Source organism: Curvibacter fontanus, assembly GCF_054780335.1.
In genome coordinates, this window is record NZ_BAAGWN010000006.1 from 17,739 (window position 1) to 34,828 (window position 17,090).

19 protein-coding genes are annotated in these 17,090 nt (G+C 65.8%); 6 read left to right on the forward strand and 13 right to left on the reverse strand.

The features are described 5' to 3' along the window. Positions 1-322: 322 nt before the first annotated feature. Positions 323-760: a hypothetical protein gene (locus ACYVH8_RS03685; protein ID WP_460487532.1), complete on the forward strand. Its 438-nt coding sequence runs from the start codon at positions 323-325 to the stop codon at positions 758-760. A 379-nt stretch (positions 761-1,139) separates the two neighbouring features. On the opposite strand, the gene ACYVH8_RS03690 is transcribed toward ACYVH8_RS03685, so the two are convergent. Next, positions 1,140-1,919, reverse strand: coding sequence for a ferritin-like domain-containing protein (locus tag ACYVH8_RS03690; protein ID WP_460487533.1), 780 nt, complete (start codon positions 1,917-1,919; stop codon positions 1,140-1,142). Between the two features lie 165 nt (positions 1,920-2,084). On the opposite strand from ACYVH8_RS03690, the gene ACYVH8_RS03695 reads away from it, so the two are divergent. After that, positions 2,085-3,344 (forward strand): EAL and HDOD domain-containing protein, encoded by a 1,260-nt coding sequence (locus ACYVH8_RS03695; RefSeq protein WP_460487534.1) that lies wholly within the window; start codon positions 2,085-2,087, stop codon positions 3,342-3,344. Here the strand turns inward: ACYVH8_RS03695 and ACYVH8_RS03700 are convergent. The 3 genes from ACYVH8_RS03700 to ACYVH8_RS03710 all read right to left on the reverse strand — a co-directional run bounded on the left by ACYVH8_RS03700 (position 3,341) and on the right by ACYVH8_RS03710 (position 5,968). Next, a complete protein-coding gene (locus ACYVH8_RS03700) occupies positions 3,341-4,030 on the reverse strand; it encodes a glutathione S-transferase family protein (RefSeq protein ID WP_460487535.1) in 690 nt (229 codons plus the stop codon). The two genes, ACYVH8_RS03695 and ACYVH8_RS03700, sit on opposite strands and share 4 nt — an antisense overlap. A gap of 62 nt (positions 4,031-4,092) precedes the next feature. Further along, complete coding sequence (gene xerD, locus ACYVH8_RS03705; RefSeq protein WP_460487536.1) at positions 4,093-4,989, reverse strand: site-specific tyrosine recombinase XerD; 897 nt, start codon at positions 4,987-4,989, stop codon at positions 4,093-4,095. 16 nt (positions 4,990-5,005) lie between these two features. Continuing rightward, positions 5,006-5,968 (reverse strand): tripartite tricarboxylate transporter substrate binding protein BugE, encoded by a 963-nt coding sequence (locus tag ACYVH8_RS03710; protein WP_460487537.1) that lies wholly within the window; start codon positions 5,966-5,968, stop codon positions 5,006-5,008. A 133-nt stretch (positions 5,969-6,101) separates the two neighbouring features. Between ACYVH8_RS03710 and ACYVH8_RS03715 the strand changes: the two genes are divergently transcribed. Next, the gene (locus ACYVH8_RS03715; protein WP_460487538.1) at positions 6,102-7,010 is read left to right on the forward strand and encodes an AEC family transporter; all 909 of its coding nucleotides are present in this window, start codon (positions 6,102-6,104) and stop codon (positions 7,008-7,010) included. Here the strand turns inward: ACYVH8_RS03715 and ACYVH8_RS03720 are convergent. Further along, positions 7,000-7,593, reverse strand: a complete 594-nt coding sequence (locus ACYVH8_RS03720) for a hypothetical protein (protein ID WP_460487539.1) — start codon at positions 7,591-7,593, stop codon at positions 7,000-7,002. The genes ACYVH8_RS03715 and ACYVH8_RS03720 overlap by 11 nt on opposite strands. A 16-nt stretch (positions 7,594-7,609) precedes the next feature. Then, entirely contained in the window at positions 7,610-8,668 is a 1,059-nt protein-coding gene (gene queG, locus ACYVH8_RS03725) for a tRNA epoxyqueuosine(34) reductase QueG (RefSeq protein ID WP_460487600.1), read from the reverse strand. 12 nt (positions 8,669-8,680) lie between these two features. Between queG and tsaE the strand changes: the two genes are divergently transcribed. Genes tsaE through ACYVH8_RS03740 form a run of 3 tightly spaced genes read left to right on the forward strand, consistent with a single transcriptional unit; the run spans position 8,681 to position 10,961 of the window. Beyond that, positions 8,681-9,244: a tRNA (adenosine(37)-N6)-threonylcarbamoyltransferase complex ATPase subunit type 1 TsaE gene (tsaE, locus tag ACYVH8_RS03730; protein WP_460487540.1), complete on the forward strand. Its 564-nt coding sequence runs from the start codon at positions 8,681-8,683 to the stop codon at positions 9,242-9,244. Next, the gene (locus ACYVH8_RS03735) at positions 9,241-10,539 is read left to right on the forward strand and encodes an N-acetylmuramoyl-L-alanine amidase (RefSeq protein WP_460487541.1); all 1,299 of its coding nucleotides are present in this window, start codon (positions 9,241-9,243) and stop codon (positions 10,537-10,539) included. The genes tsaE and ACYVH8_RS03735 overlap by 4 nt, the downstream gene beginning before the upstream one ends. A 20-nt stretch (positions 10,540-10,559) precedes the next feature. Next, positions 10,560-10,961 (forward strand): SirB2 family protein, encoded by a 402-nt coding sequence (locus ACYVH8_RS03740; protein WP_460487542.1) that lies wholly within the window; start codon positions 10,560-10,562, stop codon positions 10,959-10,961. A 154-nt stretch (positions 10,962-11,115) separates the two neighbouring features. On the opposite strand, the gene ACYVH8_RS03745 is transcribed toward ACYVH8_RS03740, so the two are convergent. The 7 genes from ACYVH8_RS03745 to ACYVH8_RS03775 form a co-directional block, all read right to left on the reverse strand. Continuing rightward, positions 11,116-11,451 (reverse strand): hypothetical protein, encoded by a 336-nt coding sequence (locus ACYVH8_RS03745; RefSeq protein WP_460487543.1) that lies wholly within the window; start codon positions 11,449-11,451, stop codon positions 11,116-11,118. A gap of 118 nt (positions 11,452-11,569) precedes the next feature. After that, positions 11,570-12,217 (reverse strand): VTT domain-containing protein, encoded by a 648-nt coding sequence (locus ACYVH8_RS03750; RefSeq protein WP_460487544.1) that lies wholly within the window; start codon positions 12,215-12,217, stop codon positions 11,570-11,572. Positions 12,218-12,424: 207 nt separating this feature from the next. Beyond that, on the reverse strand, positions 12,425-13,129 hold the full coding sequence (locus ACYVH8_RS03755; protein ID WP_460487545.1) for an ABC transporter ATP-binding protein: 705 nt from the start codon (positions 13,127-13,129) through the stop codon (positions 12,425-12,427). 8 nt (positions 13,130-13,137) lie between these two features. Continuing rightward, the gene (locus ACYVH8_RS03760) at positions 13,138-13,884 is read right to left on the reverse strand and encodes an ABC transporter ATP-binding protein (RefSeq protein WP_460487546.1); all 747 of its coding nucleotides are present in this window, start codon (positions 13,882-13,884) and stop codon (positions 13,138-13,140) included. Next, a complete protein-coding gene (locus ACYVH8_RS03765; protein WP_460487547.1) occupies positions 13,881-14,864 on the reverse strand; it encodes a branched-chain amino acid ABC transporter permease in 984 nt (327 codons plus the stop codon). Before ACYVH8_RS03765 ends, ACYVH8_RS03760 begins: the two co-directional genes overlap by 4 nt. 9 nt (positions 14,865-14,873) lie before the next feature. Next, positions 14,874-15,758 (reverse strand): branched-chain amino acid ABC transporter permease, encoded by an 885-nt coding sequence (locus ACYVH8_RS03770; protein WP_460487548.1) that lies wholly within the window; start codon positions 15,756-15,758, stop codon positions 14,874-14,876. A 70-nt stretch (positions 15,759-15,828) separates the two neighbouring features. Then, positions 15,829-17,085 carry an ABC transporter substrate-binding protein gene (locus ACYVH8_RS03775; RefSeq protein ID WP_460487549.1) on the reverse strand — a complete coding sequence of 419 codons (1,257 nt, stop codon included), beginning with the start codon at positions 17,083-17,085 and terminating at the stop codon, positions 15,829-15,831. Positions 17,086-17,090: the final 5 nt, after the last annotated feature.

Below are 17,090 nucleotides of genomic sequence, written 5' to 3' on the forward strand. Positions count from 1 at the left end.
TGTGATCGTGGCTTTGCCGGGTCTCGCCCCGGCGGGCGAGGTACTTTTCTTTGCTTCGCCAAAGCAAAGTACCCAAAAGAAAGGCGAGCCGGATTCGTCGACCCTCCGCTACGCTACGGGCACGCTGCGTTGCTCGGCCCAGGCGGGGTGCGCGCAAACTCGCTGCGCTCAAACATGCGCGCCCCTGATCCGCCCGGCCCTGCGCTACTCGCCTCCTCATTACGGCGTGAGAACCAAATACCGGAGACAACAAGGACACGCCATTGGACGGTCAAACGGAATATTGATATAAGACTCACTTAGAACAATCAAGGGAAAATCAATGAGCAACATCTTTCGATTCGCTTCGATCACATTGATTGCACTCTGTTCATCGACCATGGCTGCTGACGTTGATGTCAACATCCGTAGTCATCAACTCACGACTACAGCTCCAGGTGCTCGATTTGAAGTAATGCAGTCAACACTCGCGGCCCGATGGACCTTTCGACTTGATCGTTATACAGGCAAGGTTTGGCAGCTAGTCAGAACTTCCGACGACGATAACGCGTGGGAAGAAATGATGGTATTCGACCGCCCCCCAGTCCTACAACCTATCAAACCTCGATTCCAGCTATTCACATCCGGTCTCGCTGTTCGTCACACATTCCTGCTCGATGGTGACACGGGCAAGACATGGCAGGTCGTCACAGGCAAGCGAAAAGAAAAGGATGGGACAGAAGTGGAGTACAACGCGTGGCAGCCATTCGCAGGCCAGTGAACTTGTTTCAGCATATCGCTTTTGGATGCTGTCAATTCAAATGCAAGACCGCTCACTGCTTGACCATTGAGACGATCACCAGTACGCGCCATGGCACGTACTGGTTCGGTTGTTTGCTGTTTGGACTCCCCGCCGTAATGAGGAGGCGAGTAGCGCAGGGAGCGGCGGAAAAAGAAGCGCAGATGTTTGAGCGCAGCGAGTTTCTGCGCTTCCCGCCGATTCCGAGCAACGCAGCGTGCCCGTAGCGCAGCGCAGGGACGACGAATCCGGCTCGCCTTTCTTTTGGGTACTTTGCTTTGGCGAAGCAAAGAAAAGTACCTCGCCCGCCGGGGCGAGACCCGGCTTGCCACGCCTGCCAAGGCATGCGCAGCAAAGAAGCTCAGTCCGCCTGCAGCGCAGACAGCTCAGCATCACTGAAGCCCGCAGCCCGCCGAGCATCCAGATTGAACGGCTTCTTCAACTTAGGCGCCTCGTACTTCACCGTCAACTCGGCATAGGTACGCACGGGGTCGAGACCGCGTTGAGCACAAGCCCACGCATACCACCGGTTGCCGGTAGCCACATGCCCAATCTCATCCCGCAAGATGATGTCCAGAATCTCCCCGGCGCGATGGTCGCCGATGGAGACGAGCTTGGTCTTCACCGCCGGTGAGGCGTCCAGCCCCCGGGCTTCCAGCGTGCGCGGCACCAGCGCCACGCGGGCCAGCAAATCACCGCGCGTGCGCTCCGCCATCGACCACAGGCCGTCGTGGGCCGGAAAGTCGCCGTAATCGAAGCCCAGCGTCAGCAGGTGATTGCGCAAGAGCGTGAAGTGGTAAGCCTCTTCAAACGCCACCTGCAGCCAGTCGCGGTAGAAGGCCTCGGGCAGGCCGGCAAAGCGCCAACAGATGTCCAACGCCAGGTCGATGGCGTTGCGCTCGATGTGCACGATGCTGTGCACCAGGGCCGCATGGCCACGTGGGGTGGCCAGAGAGCCGGTCTTGATCCGGGTATGGGGCAGCAGTCGCGGGCGCTCGCTGCGGCCGGGCACGCCGGGCGGTTCGGCGAACTCACGGACGCAGTCGATCGGGCCCGTGCGGTCCAGCGCGGCCACGCCGGCGGCCTTGGCCACGGGGTCGGCCAGGGCCAGCAGTTCGAGGCAGCGTGCACGCAGTTCCATGGTGGCGAAATTATCGCCCGAGTGAAAATGTCGTCACGGGTGACGTTGCGTTGCATCCGTTCGGGCTGAGCCTGTCGGAGGGCTTCGACAGGCTCAGCCCGAACGGGAAGGTGTCGTGAACACCGAAAACGTCAATAGAATGATCGGCAAACACCCAGAACCATCATGACCACGCCCACCGAAGCCTCTACGCCGCCAGCCACCGGCGACCAGACCGCCATCGCCCGCCAGGCCATCCTGGACGAGGGGCGCAACGTCATCGGCTATGAGCTTTACGACCGTTCGCTGGACGCCAACACGCACACCGCCGCCAGTGATGCCGAGCTGCTGTTCAATGTGCTCTCCCATGCCGAGCACCAGTCACTCATGGGCCGCAAGACCATGTTCATCAACTGCACGCACGAGAGCCTGGCCGGGCGGCACCTGGAACTGATCCACCCCGAGCGCGTGGTGCTGGAAGTCCCGCCGGTGGCGGGCCATGGCCCGACCGAGATCGAGGCACGCCTGCCCATGCTGACGGAGGTGAAGCGCAAGGGCTTCAAGCTGGCCTTCAGCCAGCTCATGCTGGCCCGGCCCTACGCCGCCTGGCTGCCCCTGGCCAGCTACATCAAGGTGGACATGCAGCAGATCAAGCCCGAGGTGATCGATCCGCTGGTGAAGTTTGCCGAGAAGCACAGCGGCGCCAGGCTGATCGCCGAGAAGGTGGAGACGGCCGAGCAGTATGAACGGGCCGCGCGGCACGGCATCAAGCTGTTCCAGGGGTACTGGTTCGCCACGCCGGTGCTGGTCAAGGGCCAGACCCTGCGCCCGGCCCAGGCCAACATCATCCAGCTGATCAACCTGGTGCGGCGCCAGGCCGAGGTGGGCGAGATCGAGCAACTGCTCAAGCGCGACCCCACGCTGTCCTTCAACCTGCTGCGTTTCATCAACTCGGCCGGTTTCGGCCTGAGCTGCGAGATCACCTCGTTCCGCCACGCGGTGATGATCCTGGGCATGCAGAAGCTGTTCCGCTGGGCCGCGCTGCTGATGACCACCTCGCGCGTGGGCGGCACCTCGCCGGCCGTGGGCAATATGGCCGTGGTGCGCGGCCGGCTCATGGAGTTGCTCTCGGCCGAACTGCTGCCGCCCGAGGAGGCCGACGACGCCTTTGTGGTCGGCGTGTTCTCGCTGCTGGACACCATGCTGGGCCTGCCCATGGAGCAGGCGCTGGAGTCGATCTCGCTCTCGGCCCACGTGACCGACGCACTGCTGCAGCGCAAGGGCATGTTCGCGCCCTTCCTGGAGCTGACGCTGGCCTGCGAGTCGGCCGACGAGGCGGCCTTTGCCCGCGCCGCCACACAGCTGCATCTCTCCAACCACCAGGTCAACTGGGCTCACCTGCAGGCCCTGAGCTGGGCCGAGAACCTGGACCCGGCCTCGGCTTAGAACTTCGCGATCACCGGGCCGCCGCGCTGCAGCCCCCGCTGGTAGGCCGGGCGGGCGTTCATGCGTTCGCGGAAGGCCCGCACATGGGGGTAGGGCGTGATGTCGGTGCCGCGTGTGAGCGCGGCCTCCACGGCAAAGCTCATCTGAAAATCCGCGATGCTCAGCGCCTCGCCGGCAAACCAGGTGTTGCGGGACAGGTGGCTTTCCATGAAGGCCAGCGCATCCAGCACATTGGGTTCGATCAGCTTGGCGATCACCGTGGCGCAGAGCTGGCGCGCGATGGGTTTCACGAAAAAGGGCATGGGCTGGCGCGGGATGCTGATGAAAACCAGCTTCATCACCAGCCAGTTCATCAGCGAACCCTCGGCGTAGTGCATCCAGAAGCGGCACTGGCGGTGCGCCGGCGTGCCCGGCCCGGGGACCAGTTGCGCCAGCTCAGCGCCGGCCTGGGCGCCATAGCGCTCGGCCAGGTACTCGATGATGGCGCCGGACTCGGCGATGGTTTCCTCGCCGTCGGTGATCACGGGCGACTTGCCCAGGGGATGGATCTGCCTGAGCTCCGGCGGGGCCAGGCGGGAGCGCGGGTCACGCGCGTAGACCTTGAGTTCGTAGGGCAGGCCCAGTTCTTCGAGCAGCCAGAGGATGCGTTGCGAGCGCGAGGTTTCGAGGTGGTGAACAGTGATCATCGCCTGATCATAGAGCCTGTTCACGGTTTCGCAGGGACCCCTGCGAGACCGTAAACAGGCTCTTATCCGCGTGGGTGATGCTGCGCATGCAGGGACTTGAGGCGCTCGCGCGCCACATGGGTGTAGATGGTGGTGGTGGAGATGTCGGCGTGGCCCAGCAGCATCTGCACGGCGCGCAGGTCGGCCCCGTGGTTCAGCAGATGGGTGGCGAAGGCGTGGCGCAGGGTGTGCGGCGAGAGCGGCGCCGTGATGCCGGCGGCCAGGGCGTGTTTTTTCACGATCATCCAGAACATCACCCGGCTCATGGCCTCGCCGGCCCGTATGCCGCGCAGGGTGACAAAGAGGTCGTCGGTCTGTTTGCCCGCCAGCAGGGCCGGGCGCGCCTCCTGGAGGTAACGCTGCAGCCAGTGGGAAGCCACCTCGCCGAAGGGCACCAGGCGTTCCTTGTTGCCCTTGCCGAAGACACGCAGCACATGTTCGGACAGGCTGACGTTGTAGGTCTTGAGCCCGACCAGCTCGCTCACGCGCAGGCCGCTGGCGTAGATGAGTTCGAGCATGGTGCGGTCGCGCAAGGCCAGGGGCGTGTTCTCGCCGGGGGCGGCCAGCAGGGCTTCCACCTGGGCCTCGGTCAGCGTCTTGGGCACGCGCAGGGCCTGCCGGGCGGCCTGCAGGCGCAGGGTGGGGTCGGCGTTGATGCGGCGCTCGCGCAATGCCCAGCGGAAGTAACGCTTGAAGACGGTGAGGCGGCGGTTGGCCGTGGTGGCGCGCGTGGCCGCGTGCCGGGCCGAGAAATAGGCGTTGATATCGGGCTCGGTGCTTTCCAGAAGCGTACGCCCGCGGGCCGTGAGCCAGCGGGCGTAAAGCGTGAGATCGCGGCGGTAGGCTGTCAGCGTGTTGCGCGACAGGCCCTCCTCCAGCCACAGGGCATCGACGAAGGCATCGATGGATGTATCGTCCATGCCCGGCGGCACGCGCTCAGTCGAGGCGCAGCTTGGCGGTTTCCACCACCTTCTTGTAGACCTCGTACTCGGCTTTCATCTGGGCAGCGAACTCGGCAGGCGAATTGGCCACGATCAGGGAGCCGGTGTCCTCGATGCGCTTGCGCACGGCCGGGTCTTCCAGCGCCTTGCGCACGCCGGCGTTGATCTTGTCCACGACCTCCTTGGGCAGGCCCTTGGGGCCATAGATGCCGTAGTAGGCCATGCGGTTCACCGGCTCCAGGCCCACTTCCTTGAAGGTGGGCACATTGGGCAGCACGGCCAGGCGCTGCGGCGCGGCGACCACGATGGCTGTCAGACGGCCGGACTGGATGAAGGGCAGGGCCGAGGGCAGGTTGTCAAAGATGATGGGCACCTGGCCCGCCACCGTGTCGTTGAGCGCCGGGCCCGCGCCGCGGTAGGGAATGTGGGTGATGAAGGTCTTGGTCTGGCTCTTGTAGAGCTCGGTCTGCAGGTGGCCGATGCCGCCGGTGCCCGAGGTGGCATAGGAGTACTTGCCGGGCGATTTCTTCAGTTCGGCAATGAAGCCCTTGTAGTCCTTGGCCGGGAAGCCGGGGTGCACCGCGATCACGTTGGGCGTGGCCGCGATGTTGATGATGGGCGTGAAGTCCGCCATCGGGTTGTACGGGATCTTCGGGTTGATGGCCGGGTTGGCGGCCGTGGTCGAGACAGTGGCCATGCCCAGGGAATAGCCATCGGGCGTCGCCTTGGCGGTCTCATTGGCGCCCACCACACCGCCGCCGCCCGCCTTGTTCTCCACCACGACCGACTGGCCCAGGGCCTTGCCCAGGGGTTCGGCGATGACACGCGCGATGATGTCGGTGGTGCCACCGGGTGCGAAGGGCACCTGCAGCTTGATGGGCTTGTGGGGGTAAGCCTGGGCCATAGCGGAGCCGGCGGCTGCCAGCAGGCTGAAAGCGAAGAGAGCGCGTCGCAACATGGTGAGGGTCTCCTGAACCAGTAAGGGATGGTGGATTCTAGGCCCGCCAGGGGCCGGAGGTTAGTCGGGTATCCACGTACGTGATGGCCCCTGCAGGCACCCTCGGGGCGGGCTTCGCTGGTATTCTTGCCCTGTGAACTACGCCCAGTTGCTCTTCCCCGATTTCTCCCTGATCCTGTGCGGTTATCTGGTCTGCCGCTACACGGCGCTGAACCGCCCGGTCTGGGACCAGGTCGAGATCCTGGTCTATTACTTTCTCTTCCCGGTGCTGCTGTTCCACAGCATCGTGCGCAGCCCGCTGGACCTGGGTGCTGCCTCCAGCCTGATCGGCGCCGCGCTGACCATGGGCGTCATCGGCATCGCCCTGTCCTATGCCCTGCCCTTCCTGCCCCTCATCGGCCGCCACGTCGACGCACGCCTGCACGCGGCCAGCGCACAGGTGGCCTTCCGCTTCAACTCCTTCATCGGCCTGGCCCTGGCGGACCGCCTGGCCGGCCCCGAAGGCCTGCTGCTGCTGGCGGTGCTGATCGGCTTCTGTGTGCCGCTGTTCAACGTGGGCGCGGTCTGGCCCATGGCGCGCCACGCGCAACGCAGCGTGGGCCGCGAGCTGCTGCGCAACCCGCTGATCGTCGCCACCGTGTCGGGGCTGATCGCCAATGTGCTGGGTTTCCGGGTCCCGGTCTGGGCCGATCCCACACTCAGCCGCATCGGCGGCGCCTCGCTGGCGCTGGGCCTGATGGCGGCGGGCGCCGGCCTGCGTTTCTCCAGCCTGGGCCGGGGCAAGGCGCTGACCGTGGCCGTGCTGGCCATCAAGCACCTGCTGCTGCCGCTGGTCGCCCTGGGCCTGTCCCGGGCCTTCGGCCTGTCGCCGGTGCAGACCACCATCCTGCTGGCCTTCTCGGCCCTGCCCACGGCCTCCAGCTGTTATGTGCTGGCCGCGCGCATGGGCTACGACGGGGCTTATGTGGCCGGCCTGGTCACCCTGTCCACCCTGCTGGGCGTGGTGAGCCTGTCGTTCGCGCTGGGCGTGCTCAGGACTTGAGCTGTTCGGCCATGAAGGCGTGAATGGCCTCCAGGTCGGGCTTGAGTGGCGTGAATGCAATGCCCTCGCGGCGCAAGAGGGCGCGCATGCCGCGGTCCACTTCCCTGGCCTGTTCCTCGTCCTGAAAACGTCCGGTGCGAATGTACTTGCGCTCGCCGCGCTCCACCATGATGTTGATGTTGTTGTGCTGCTTGTACCAGTCCAGGATCTGCTTGCGGGTCTTGCCCGTGTCGCAGATGTTGTCGGGATAGAACTCGTTGTAGTAGAGGACCTGCGGCAGCGAGCATTCGCCGACCAGGAACTGCACCTGGCCGTCGAGCAGCTCCAGCATGTGGAACTGCTCCTGCGCGATCTTGTACTGGTTGCGCAGGGCCTCGTAGTCTTTTTGCCACACCAGCGATTTGGCGTAGTCCGGTATCAGTTCCACCGTCTTGTGGTGCAGGTGCAGGTACAGGATGATGGCGGCAGTGAACAGCGACTTTTCGCAGCCTGGCCCGCCGATGATGTTGATCACCTTCGTCGGGTACATGCGCATCTTGTTTTCCGGCAACTGGGGCGAGACGTAGGTGTATTGCATGGTCATGTTCCGACTCCGTCACTCAAGCGGGGGCCTGCGGTTGCGGCTGCTGGGCCAGGGCCCAGGCCGCGTGTTCTCGCACCAGGGCGCTGCCCTGCTCCAGCTGCCGCTGCAGTGCCACGACTATCGCAGGGTCATGCGCCGTGCGCAAGGCATTTCCCAGAGCCACCACGATGTTGCGCACCCAGCGCTCATGGCCGATGCGCCGGATCGGGCTGCCTTCGGTGCGGCGCAGGAACTCGGCCTCGCTCCAGGCCAGCAGCTCCAGCAGATCGCCCCCGCCCATGCCGGGACGCGGCGTGAAGTCCGGCAGGGGACTGCGCTGCGCGTACTTGTTCCAGGGGCAGATGAGCTGGCAGTCGTCGCAGCCGTAGATGCGGTTGCCCATCAGCGGGCGAAGTTCCACCGGGATGGGGCCGGCGTGCTCGATGGTCAGGTAGGAGATGCAACGCCGCGCATCGAGCCGGCCCGGGCCCAGGATGGCCTGGGTGGGGCAGACCGTGATGCAGGCCTCGCAGCTGCCGCAATGGTTGCTGGTGGGCTCGCTGGCCGGCAGGGCGATGTCCACATAGATCTCGCCCAGGAAGAACATGGAGCCCGCTTCGCGGTTGAGCACCAGGGTATGCTTGCCGCGCCAGCCCTGGCCGCTGCGCGCGGCAAGTTCCGCTTCCAGCACCGGGGCCGAGTCGGTGAAAACGCGGTGGCCGAAGGGCCCGGTCTCAGTGGCCATGCGCTCGGCCAGCTGCTGCAGGCGCGCGCGCAGGACCTTGTGGTAGTCGCGGCCCCGGGCGTAGAGCGAGACGACGCCCTCCCTGGGGCGCTGCAGGCGCTCGAACTCGATGGCCTGCCAGCCCTCGGGCCTGCTCGCCGGCAGGTAGTCCATGCGCACGGTGATCACGCTCACCGTGCCCGGCACCAGTTCGGCCGGGCGGGCGCGTTTAAGACCGTGGGTGGCCATATAAGCCATCTCACCGTGGAAACCACGCGACAACCAGGCGCGCAAACCCTCTTCTGCGGACGACAAATCGACACCGGCCACGCCGATTTGGGAAAATCCGAGTTCACGGGCCCAGGCCCGTATCCGGGAAATGAATTGACTGCTGCTGAACGTCACGAAGCCATTGTAGAAACCCGCGTCCTGCCTGACGAGTCCGCCACGCAGGCCCTGGCCGCCGTGCTGGCGGCGCAGCCGTCCCTGCGCAACGCCCTGATCGAACTGCAGGGCAGCCTGGGCGCCGGCAAGACCACCCTGGTGCGCCACCTGCTGCGGGCCCTGGGCGTGCCGGGCCGCATCAAGAGCCCCACCTATGCCGTGGTCGAGCCGTATGAGGTTCTTGTCCCCGTTCCGGCCGAGCCTGTCGAAGCCGGGAGCCGCCCTTCGGCAAGCTCAGGGCGAACGGTGTTGAACATCTGGCACTTCGACTTCTACCGCTTCAGCGACCCGCGCGAATGGGAGGACGCGGGCTTTCGCGACCTCTTCGCCAGCCCCGGCCTCAAGCTGGCTGAATGGCCCGAGAAGGCCGCCGGCCTGCTGCCTGTAGCGGACCTCGCCGTCGAGCTGCAGGTGCAGGCCGACGAATCACGCCTGGCCACATTGACGGCACGCACGCCCACGGGTGCCGCGCTGCTGCAGGGCCTGCGCGAGGTGCAGGCATGATCCAGCGGCGCGAACTGCTGCAGACCGGCACCCTGGTGCTGCTGCTGGGCCGTGCCCATATCGCGCACGGCGCGGCCATCGTGGCCGTGCGGGTCTGGCCGGCCGAGGACTACTCACGCGTCACGCTGGAATCGGACACCGCGCTCAAGGCCAGGCAGACCTTCATCGGACAGCCGCCACGCCTGGCCGTGGACATCGAGGGGATCGAGCTCAACCCGGCCCTGCGCGAGCTGGTGGCCAAGGTGCTGCCCGAGGACCCCAACATCGCCGGCATCCGCGTGGGGCAGTACGCACCGGGTGTGGTGCGCCTGGTGATCGATCTCAAGCAGGCCATCAAACCCCAGGTCTTCACGCTCAAGCCCATCGAGCCCTACCAGCACCGCCTGGTCTTCGACCTCTACCCCACCACCCCGCCCGACCCCCTGGCCCAGCTGATCGCCCGGCATCTGGGACCCCAGGTGGCCCGCCCGCCCGCTTCGGCGGTTGATCCGCTGGGCGATCTGATCGCGCGCCACGCCGACACCCCCCCGGTGCCCGCCCTGCCCGCGCGCGGCGGCGTCGGCAACCAGACCGACCGCCTCATCATCATCGCGCTCGACCCCGGCCACGGCGGCGAGGACCCGGGCGCCATCGGCCGCAACGGCACACGCGAGAAGGACGTGGTGCTGCGCCTGGCGCACCACCTGCGCGACCGCATCAACAGCAGCAGCATCAACGGCCATACCCTGCGCGCCTACCTCACACGCGAAGGCGACTTCTTCGTGCCCCTGCATGTGCGCGTGCAGAAAGCACGCCAGGTGCAGGCCGATCTGTTCGTGAGCATCCACGCCGACGCTTTCTACACCCCGCGCCCGCAGGGCGCCAGCGTGTTCGCGCTGAGCCACGGCGGGGCCTCGTCGAGCGCCGCACGCTGGATGGCGGCCAAGGAAAACAAGGCCGACCAGATCGGCGGCATCAACGTGCAGGCCAAGGACGCCCAGGTGCAACGCGCCCTGCTGGACATGAGCACCAGCGCGCAGATCAAGGACAGCCTGCAGCTCGGCGGCACCCTGCTGCAGGAGATCGGCCGGGTGGGCAAGCTGCACAAGCCCCGCGTGGAGCAGGCCGGTTTTGCCGTGCTCAAGGCCCCCGACATCCCCAGCGTGCTGGTGGAAGCCGCCTTCATCAGCAACCCCGAAGAAGAAGCCAAGCTCAACAGCGAGCGTTACCAGAAGCAACTGGCCGACGCGCTGATGCGTGGCATCGAGGGCTACTTCGCCAAGAACCCGCCGCTGGCGCGCAACCGCAGCGTCTAGCACCGCAGCCGCCTGCACGCATGGATTGGATCGTCCACTACCCCGCCCTGCGCCATCTGCACATGGGCCTGGCCTTCAGCAGCGGCGCCCTGTTCGCGGTGCGCGGCGCCGCCGTGCTGGCCCGCCAGCGCTGGCCCCTGCACCCCATGCTGGGCCGGCTCAGCGCCATCGTCGACACCGGCCTGCTCGCCGCGGCCCTGAGGCTGCTGTGGGAGCTGCGTCTCAACCCCCTGGTCACGCACTGGCTGCAGATCAAGCTGGCCGTGCTGCTGCTCTACATCGGGCTGGGCATGCTGACGCTCAAATACGCGCGCCAGCGGGAGGCCAGGGCGCTGTGCTACATCGGCGCGCTGGCCTGCTACGGTTTCATGGTCTCGGTGGCGCTGACCCACTCGCCCTGGGGCGTGTTCGCCAGGTTCTGACGACTGGGGTCCTGAATGTGTGAAGAAATCGTAGCGAGCGGGCCGAGGGCAAGGCGCCCAGCGCGCAATGACCGAGACATATCGAAACGATAGGCGAGGGAATGAGCACTGCGCAACGCCGCCATCGGCCCGCGCAGTAGATTTATTCGCACATTCAGTCGTTGTCCAGATGCGGGGGCGACAATCCCTCGGCGGGTTCGCCGGTTTCAGGGTCGATCCAGTCGGCGATGCCCAGCTCGCTCTCGGCCTCCTGCAGGCTCTCGCCGGGCTCCGGGGCTTCCAGGTCGGCCGCAGCCTCCATATCGGCCTGGGCCTCCTCGAAGCTGTCGTAAGGGCCGAATTCGCGCCCGCCATCCGTCAGGCTCCAGTAGTAGCCGCCAGGACGCTTGAGCACCAGGCCCACCAGCACTTCCTCAGCCTCGGGCACCGCCTTCATGCTGGGCGTCTCGTGGCGGCGGTGGCTGTCTGTGTCGGCTTTCTTGCGTGGCATGTCTGCACCTTCCTGCTGACGACCGGCATCGTGGCAGCCGGCCTGAACTGACCCAATGATGCACACAGCCGGCCACTGCCGGCAAGCTGGTCATTCATCCACCCCACCGCGCGAATGCTCAGGCGCTGCGCGACTTGCGATGGGCCTTCCAGGCGCCGTAGAGCACGACGAGGCCGGGTATCAGGATCATGGCCCAGATGATCTTGTCCAGATGCAATTTCACAAAGGGGATGTTGCCGAAGAAATAGCCAATGGTGATGATGCCACCCACCCACAGGACGCCACCCAGTACGTCGTAAAACAGGAACTTGGCACGTGTCATCTCGGCCACGCCGGCCACAAAGGGTGCAAAGGTGCGCAGGAAGGGCATGAAACGCGCCGCCACGATGGTGATGCCGCCGTACTTCTCGTAGAAGGCATGCGCCTGGTCGAAGGCCCGTTTGTTGAAAAAGCGCGAGTCCTCCCACTGGAAGACTTTGGGGCCGAAGTAGCGCCCGATCGTGTAATTGCTCTGGTTGCCCAGCACCGCGGCGGCAAACAGCAGCCCCACCGACAGAGGGTAGCTCATCAGCCCCACGCCGCACATGGCCCCCACCACGAAGAGCAGCGAGTCGCCCGGCAGGAAGGGCATGACCACCACGCCGGTCTCGACGAAGATGATGAGAAAGAGCAGCGCGTAGACCCAGGCGCCGTAACTCTGCACGAAAGCCTCCAGGTGCTTGTCCACGTGCAGGATGAAGTCGATCAGAAAGGCGAGTATTTCCATGGGGGGGATTATCTCAGTCCCACCCTGCCCCGACCTGCGGCCGGCTCAGAGGCCGAGAGTGAATTGACCGTGGTCGAGCAGACCCTGCAAACGCCCCCGATCAAGGCGCAAAGCACAGCCATAGCTCGGGCTACGGCGAGCATTTGCAACGCCGAGTGGGGGTGTTTGCGGGGGATGAGCGGCCATGGGCAATTTGCTCTCAGCCTCTCAGACCGCGCAGTAGCGTTCCTGGATCTCGGCGTTCCGCAGCAGCTCGCCGGCGTCGCCCTGGTGCACGATCCGGCCCTGGTCCAGGATGTAGGCGCGGTCGGAGATCGAGAGCGAGCGCTCCACGTTCTGCTCCACCAGCAGGATGGTGGTGCCGGCCTGTTTCATGCGGACGAAGAGCTGGAACATCTCGTGCACCAGCAGCGGCATGATGCCCTCGGAGGGTTCGTCCAGCAGGATCATGCGCGGCCTGGCCATCATGGCGCGGGCGATCGCCAGCATCTGCTGCTCGCCGCCGGAAAGCGAGGTGCCCTCCTGGTGCAGGCGCTCCTTCAGGCGCGGGAAGGTCTCGGCGATCTCGTCGATCATGGCGGTCATCTCGCCGCGGCGCGGGCTGGCCAGCAGGCCGAGCTGCAGATTCTCCAGCACGGTCAGGCCCGGCACGATACGCCGCTCCTCGGGCACATAGGCCAGACCGTGGTGGAAGCGCACGTGCGGCGGCTGGCCCAGCAGGTCCTGGCCGTCGAAGACAACCTGGCCGCGGCACTTGCCGACCAGACCCATGATGGTGCGCAGCGTGCTGGTCTTGCCGGCGCCGTTGCGCCCCATGAGCGTGACGATCTCGCCGGCACGCACCTCGAAATCCAGGCCCTGGATCACATGGCTGTGGTCGTACCAGGCGTTGAGTTGTTGGACTTTCAGCATGATCTTCCTTAACCCTGGCCCAGGTAGACGCGCCTGACCTCGGCGTTGTTGCGGATCTCCTCGGGCGTGCCATCCACCAGCAGCTCGCCGTGGTGCAGCACGATGAGCCGGCTGCACAGGCCCATGACCATCTTCATCTTGTGCTCGACCAGGATCACGGTGCGTTCCTGCGCGAGCTGGCGGATCAGCGCCATCATCACCAGCGTCTCCTCGGGCGACATGCCAGCGGTGGGCTCGTCCATCAGCAGCAGCCTGGGCTCGCAAGCCAGGGCCATGGCCACTTCCAGCGAGCGCTGCTGGCCATGGGCCAGGTCACCGGCGAGCTTGTCGCGGCAGGCCTGCAGGCCCACGCGCGCCAGCAGGGCATCGGCGCGCTCGATGAGTTCGACGTAATGCTGGCGCGGGCGCAGCAGCTGGAAGCGCGTGGTCTGCATCTGCAGCGCCACCCGCACGTTCTCGTGGGCGCTCAGGTGCTTGAAGACGTTGGTGATCTGGAAGCTCTTGGCAATGCCGAGGCGGGCGAACTCGTGCGGGGCGATGCCCGTGATGTCCTGCCCCTGGAACAGCACCTGCCCCGCGCTGGGCGGCACGCCGCCGCTGATCACGTTGAAGAATGTGCTCTTGCCGGCGCCGTTGGGCCCGATGATGGCCGTCAGCTCGCCGGCGCGGAAGGACACGCTCACATCGCTGAGCGCCTTGAACTTGCCATAAAAACGCGAAGCGTGGCGCACTTCGAGGATAGGGGTATCACTCATACAGCACCTCCCTGGCTGCGCTGCCAGCGCTCCAGCCGGTGCAGCAGCGTGCCCCACAGGCCCTTGGGGAAGAACAGCACGAAGACCATGAAGACCAGGCCCACCACCCCCATCCAGTAGCGCGTGAGGTTGGTGATCACATCCTCCAGGTAGAGGAAGACGGCGGCGCCGACGAAGGGACCGAAGAAGGTGCCCATGCCGCCCAGCAGGCACATCATCACGGCCTGGCCCGACTGCAGGTAGTGCAGCGAGTCGATCGGCACGATGGACAGGTGCAGCGCGCGCAGCGTGCCCGCCAGGCCGCAGATGCCGGCCGAGAGCACGAAGACCAGCAGCTTGGCACGTGCCACGTCGTAGCCGCAGGCGGCGGCGCGCTTCTCGTTCTCGCGGATGGCCTCGATCACGGCGCCGAAGGGCGAGCTCAGCACGCGCGAGAGGAACCACAGGGCCAGCGCCACGAAGGCGTAGATCACGTAGTACTTGTTGAGCGGGTCGAGAAAGTTGATCGAAATGCCCGGCAGCTCGATGAACTCCACTTTCACGCCGCGCAGGCCGTTCTCGCCGCCGGTCCAGCGGTCGGCCTTGTAGAAGGCGTAGTAGACGATCTGGCCCAGCGCCAGCGTCACCATGGAGAAATAGATGCCGCGCGTGCGGATGGCCAGGAAACCGATCACCAGCCCCACCCCGCAGGACGAGGCCACGCCCGCCAGGATCGCCGCCCACCAGGGCCAGCCGGCGTGCACCACCGCGATGCCCGCGAGATAGGAGCCGACACCCAGGAAGGCCGCGTGGCCGAAGGACAGCATGCCGGTGTAGCCGAACAGCAGGTTGAAGCCCACCGCGTAGAGGCCGAAGATCAGGATGTTGACCGACAGCGCGTCGTAGGGCATGAGGAAGGGAAACACCAGCAGGAACAGCAGGGCCGAGGCCACGCGGTGCTGCCGCGCCAGCGTGAGAGGGGACATCAGAAATTTTTTCATGGTGCTCGGTCAGCTCATCAGTCCGGCCTTGCCGAAGAAGCCCTGCGGGCGGATCAGCAGGACCACGGCCATCAGGACGAAGATGGAGAGTTCGGCGTACGCAGGCGCCACCAGCGAGGTCATCGCGAAGACGATGCCCACCAGCAGGCCGGCCACCACCGCCCCGGGCAGCGAGCCCATGCCGCCCACCACCGTGACCACAAAGGACTCGGCCAGGATGGGAATGCCCATCTCGGGGTTGACCGCGCGCGTGGGCGCCGCCAACAGGCCCGAGAGGCCGGCGATGGCCGTGCCGATGCCGAAGACCAGCAGCCAGACGCGCGCGATGTCGATGCCCAGCACCTTGACGATCTCCGGGTCGCGCGAGCCGGCGCGGATGATCAGGCCATAGCGTGTCTTCTCGATGAAGAGCCACAGGGCCAGCACGATGGCGGCCGTGGCGCCGATCAGGAACAGGCGGTAGAGCGGGAAATACCCGAAGCCCAGGAACACCGAGCCGCGCAGCGCGGCGGGCGTGGAACTGGGCATGCCTTCGATGCCGAACAGCAGGCGCATCGCGTCGACCAGCACATAGGACAGGCCGAAGGTCAGCAGCAGCGGGTAGTCGATGCCGCGCCCGTACAGCGGGCGCACCAGGAAACGCTCGCACACCAGGCCGATGGCCCCGGTGGCCAGCGGCACCAGCAGCAGGCTGAACCAGAAACTGCCGGTGATCCCCAGGAAGTAGACCCCGAGGAAGGCGCCCACCATGAAAAAGGCGCCGTGGGCGAAATTCACCACGGTGAGCATGCCGAAGATCAGGGAGAGGCCGATCGCCAGCAGGGCGTAGATGGCGCCCAGCGCGATGCCGGTCATCAACTGCAGGGCCAACAGTTGGGGCGAGATGTCTAGCATGCGGTTGCTTCTGTGGAATCAGGAAGATCCCGCGGCACACAGGCGCCGCGGGAACGGAAAGCGCCGTGGATCAGGTCGAGATCTTGTGGCCCAGCTCGTCGCAGCTGCGCAGGTTCTTCTCGTCGGCGTTCTCGATGGCCAGCACATTGAAGACGTCGTACTTGTCCTTCATGTTTTTCGACTTCGATTCGACGATCACCACCGACTGCACCGACTGGTGGTCGCACTTGCGGTAGAACTGCTCGCCCTTGTACCAGTTGTAGCGCAGCTGGCGCAGGGCGATGCTGACCTTCAGGGACTCCGTCGAGTTGGCGTTGAGCATGGCCTGCAGCACGCTGCGCACGCCGGCGTAGCCCAGCGCGCCGTAGTCCGAGGGCACGGCGCCGCCGTTGGCCTTGCGGAACTTGTCGTTGAAGGCCTTGGCCGCCGGGATCTTGTCCTCCATGCCCCAGTAGTAGGAGGTGCCGCCCAGGATGCCCTCGAAGGCATCGGCGCCGCCGGCCTGGCGGGCCGTGTACAGCAGCACCGGCGCGATGATCTTGGTGTTGGCCTTGATACCGAAGTCGGTGGCCTGCTTGGCCGAGTTCACCAGGTCGCGGCCGAAGTTGCACAGCACCAGGATGTCGGGCTTGAGCGACTGGATGCGCGGCAGGAAGGCCGAGTAGTCGGCCGCACCGATGGGGTGGCGGATGTCGGCCAGGGTCTGCACGCCCAGGGCCTGGCCGGCGCGCTGGAAGCCGCGCACCATCTCGTGACCGTAGGCATAGTCGGCGGTCAGGTAGACCACCTTCTTGCCGAACTTCGGAAAGGCGTAGCGCGCCACCGCGCCGGCGGTGAGATGCGGATTGAGCGCCTCGTGGAAGGTGTACAGGCTCCAGTCCTTGGCCTCGTTGATGGCGTCGGACTGGCTGATGGAGTTGAACAGCACCTTGCGGTCGCGGCAGACCGCGTTGATGGAGAGCTGGGTGGCCGCCGACAGCGAGCCCACCACGAAGTCGACCTTGTCCTTCTCGATCAGCTCCAGCGTGCGGGTCGCCGCCTCGCCCGGGTTGAGCTTGTCGTCGCGCACCAGCAGCTCGGCCTTGCGGCCCTTGTAGCCGCCGGCCTCGTTGAAGTCCTTGATGGCAATCTCGGCGGCGCGCACCTGGTCCTGCGCCTCGGCGGAAAAGGCGCCGGTCAGCGGCACCGGGAAGCCGATCTTGATCGGGGTCGATTGGGCCCGCGCCACGCCCATCCAGGCCGGCGCCACGGCGACGGCCGCGCCGCCGACGATGAGGGACCGACGGCCCGGGTTGCTGGGGGAAAGCTTCTCAGTCTTCTCAGTCATCTTGT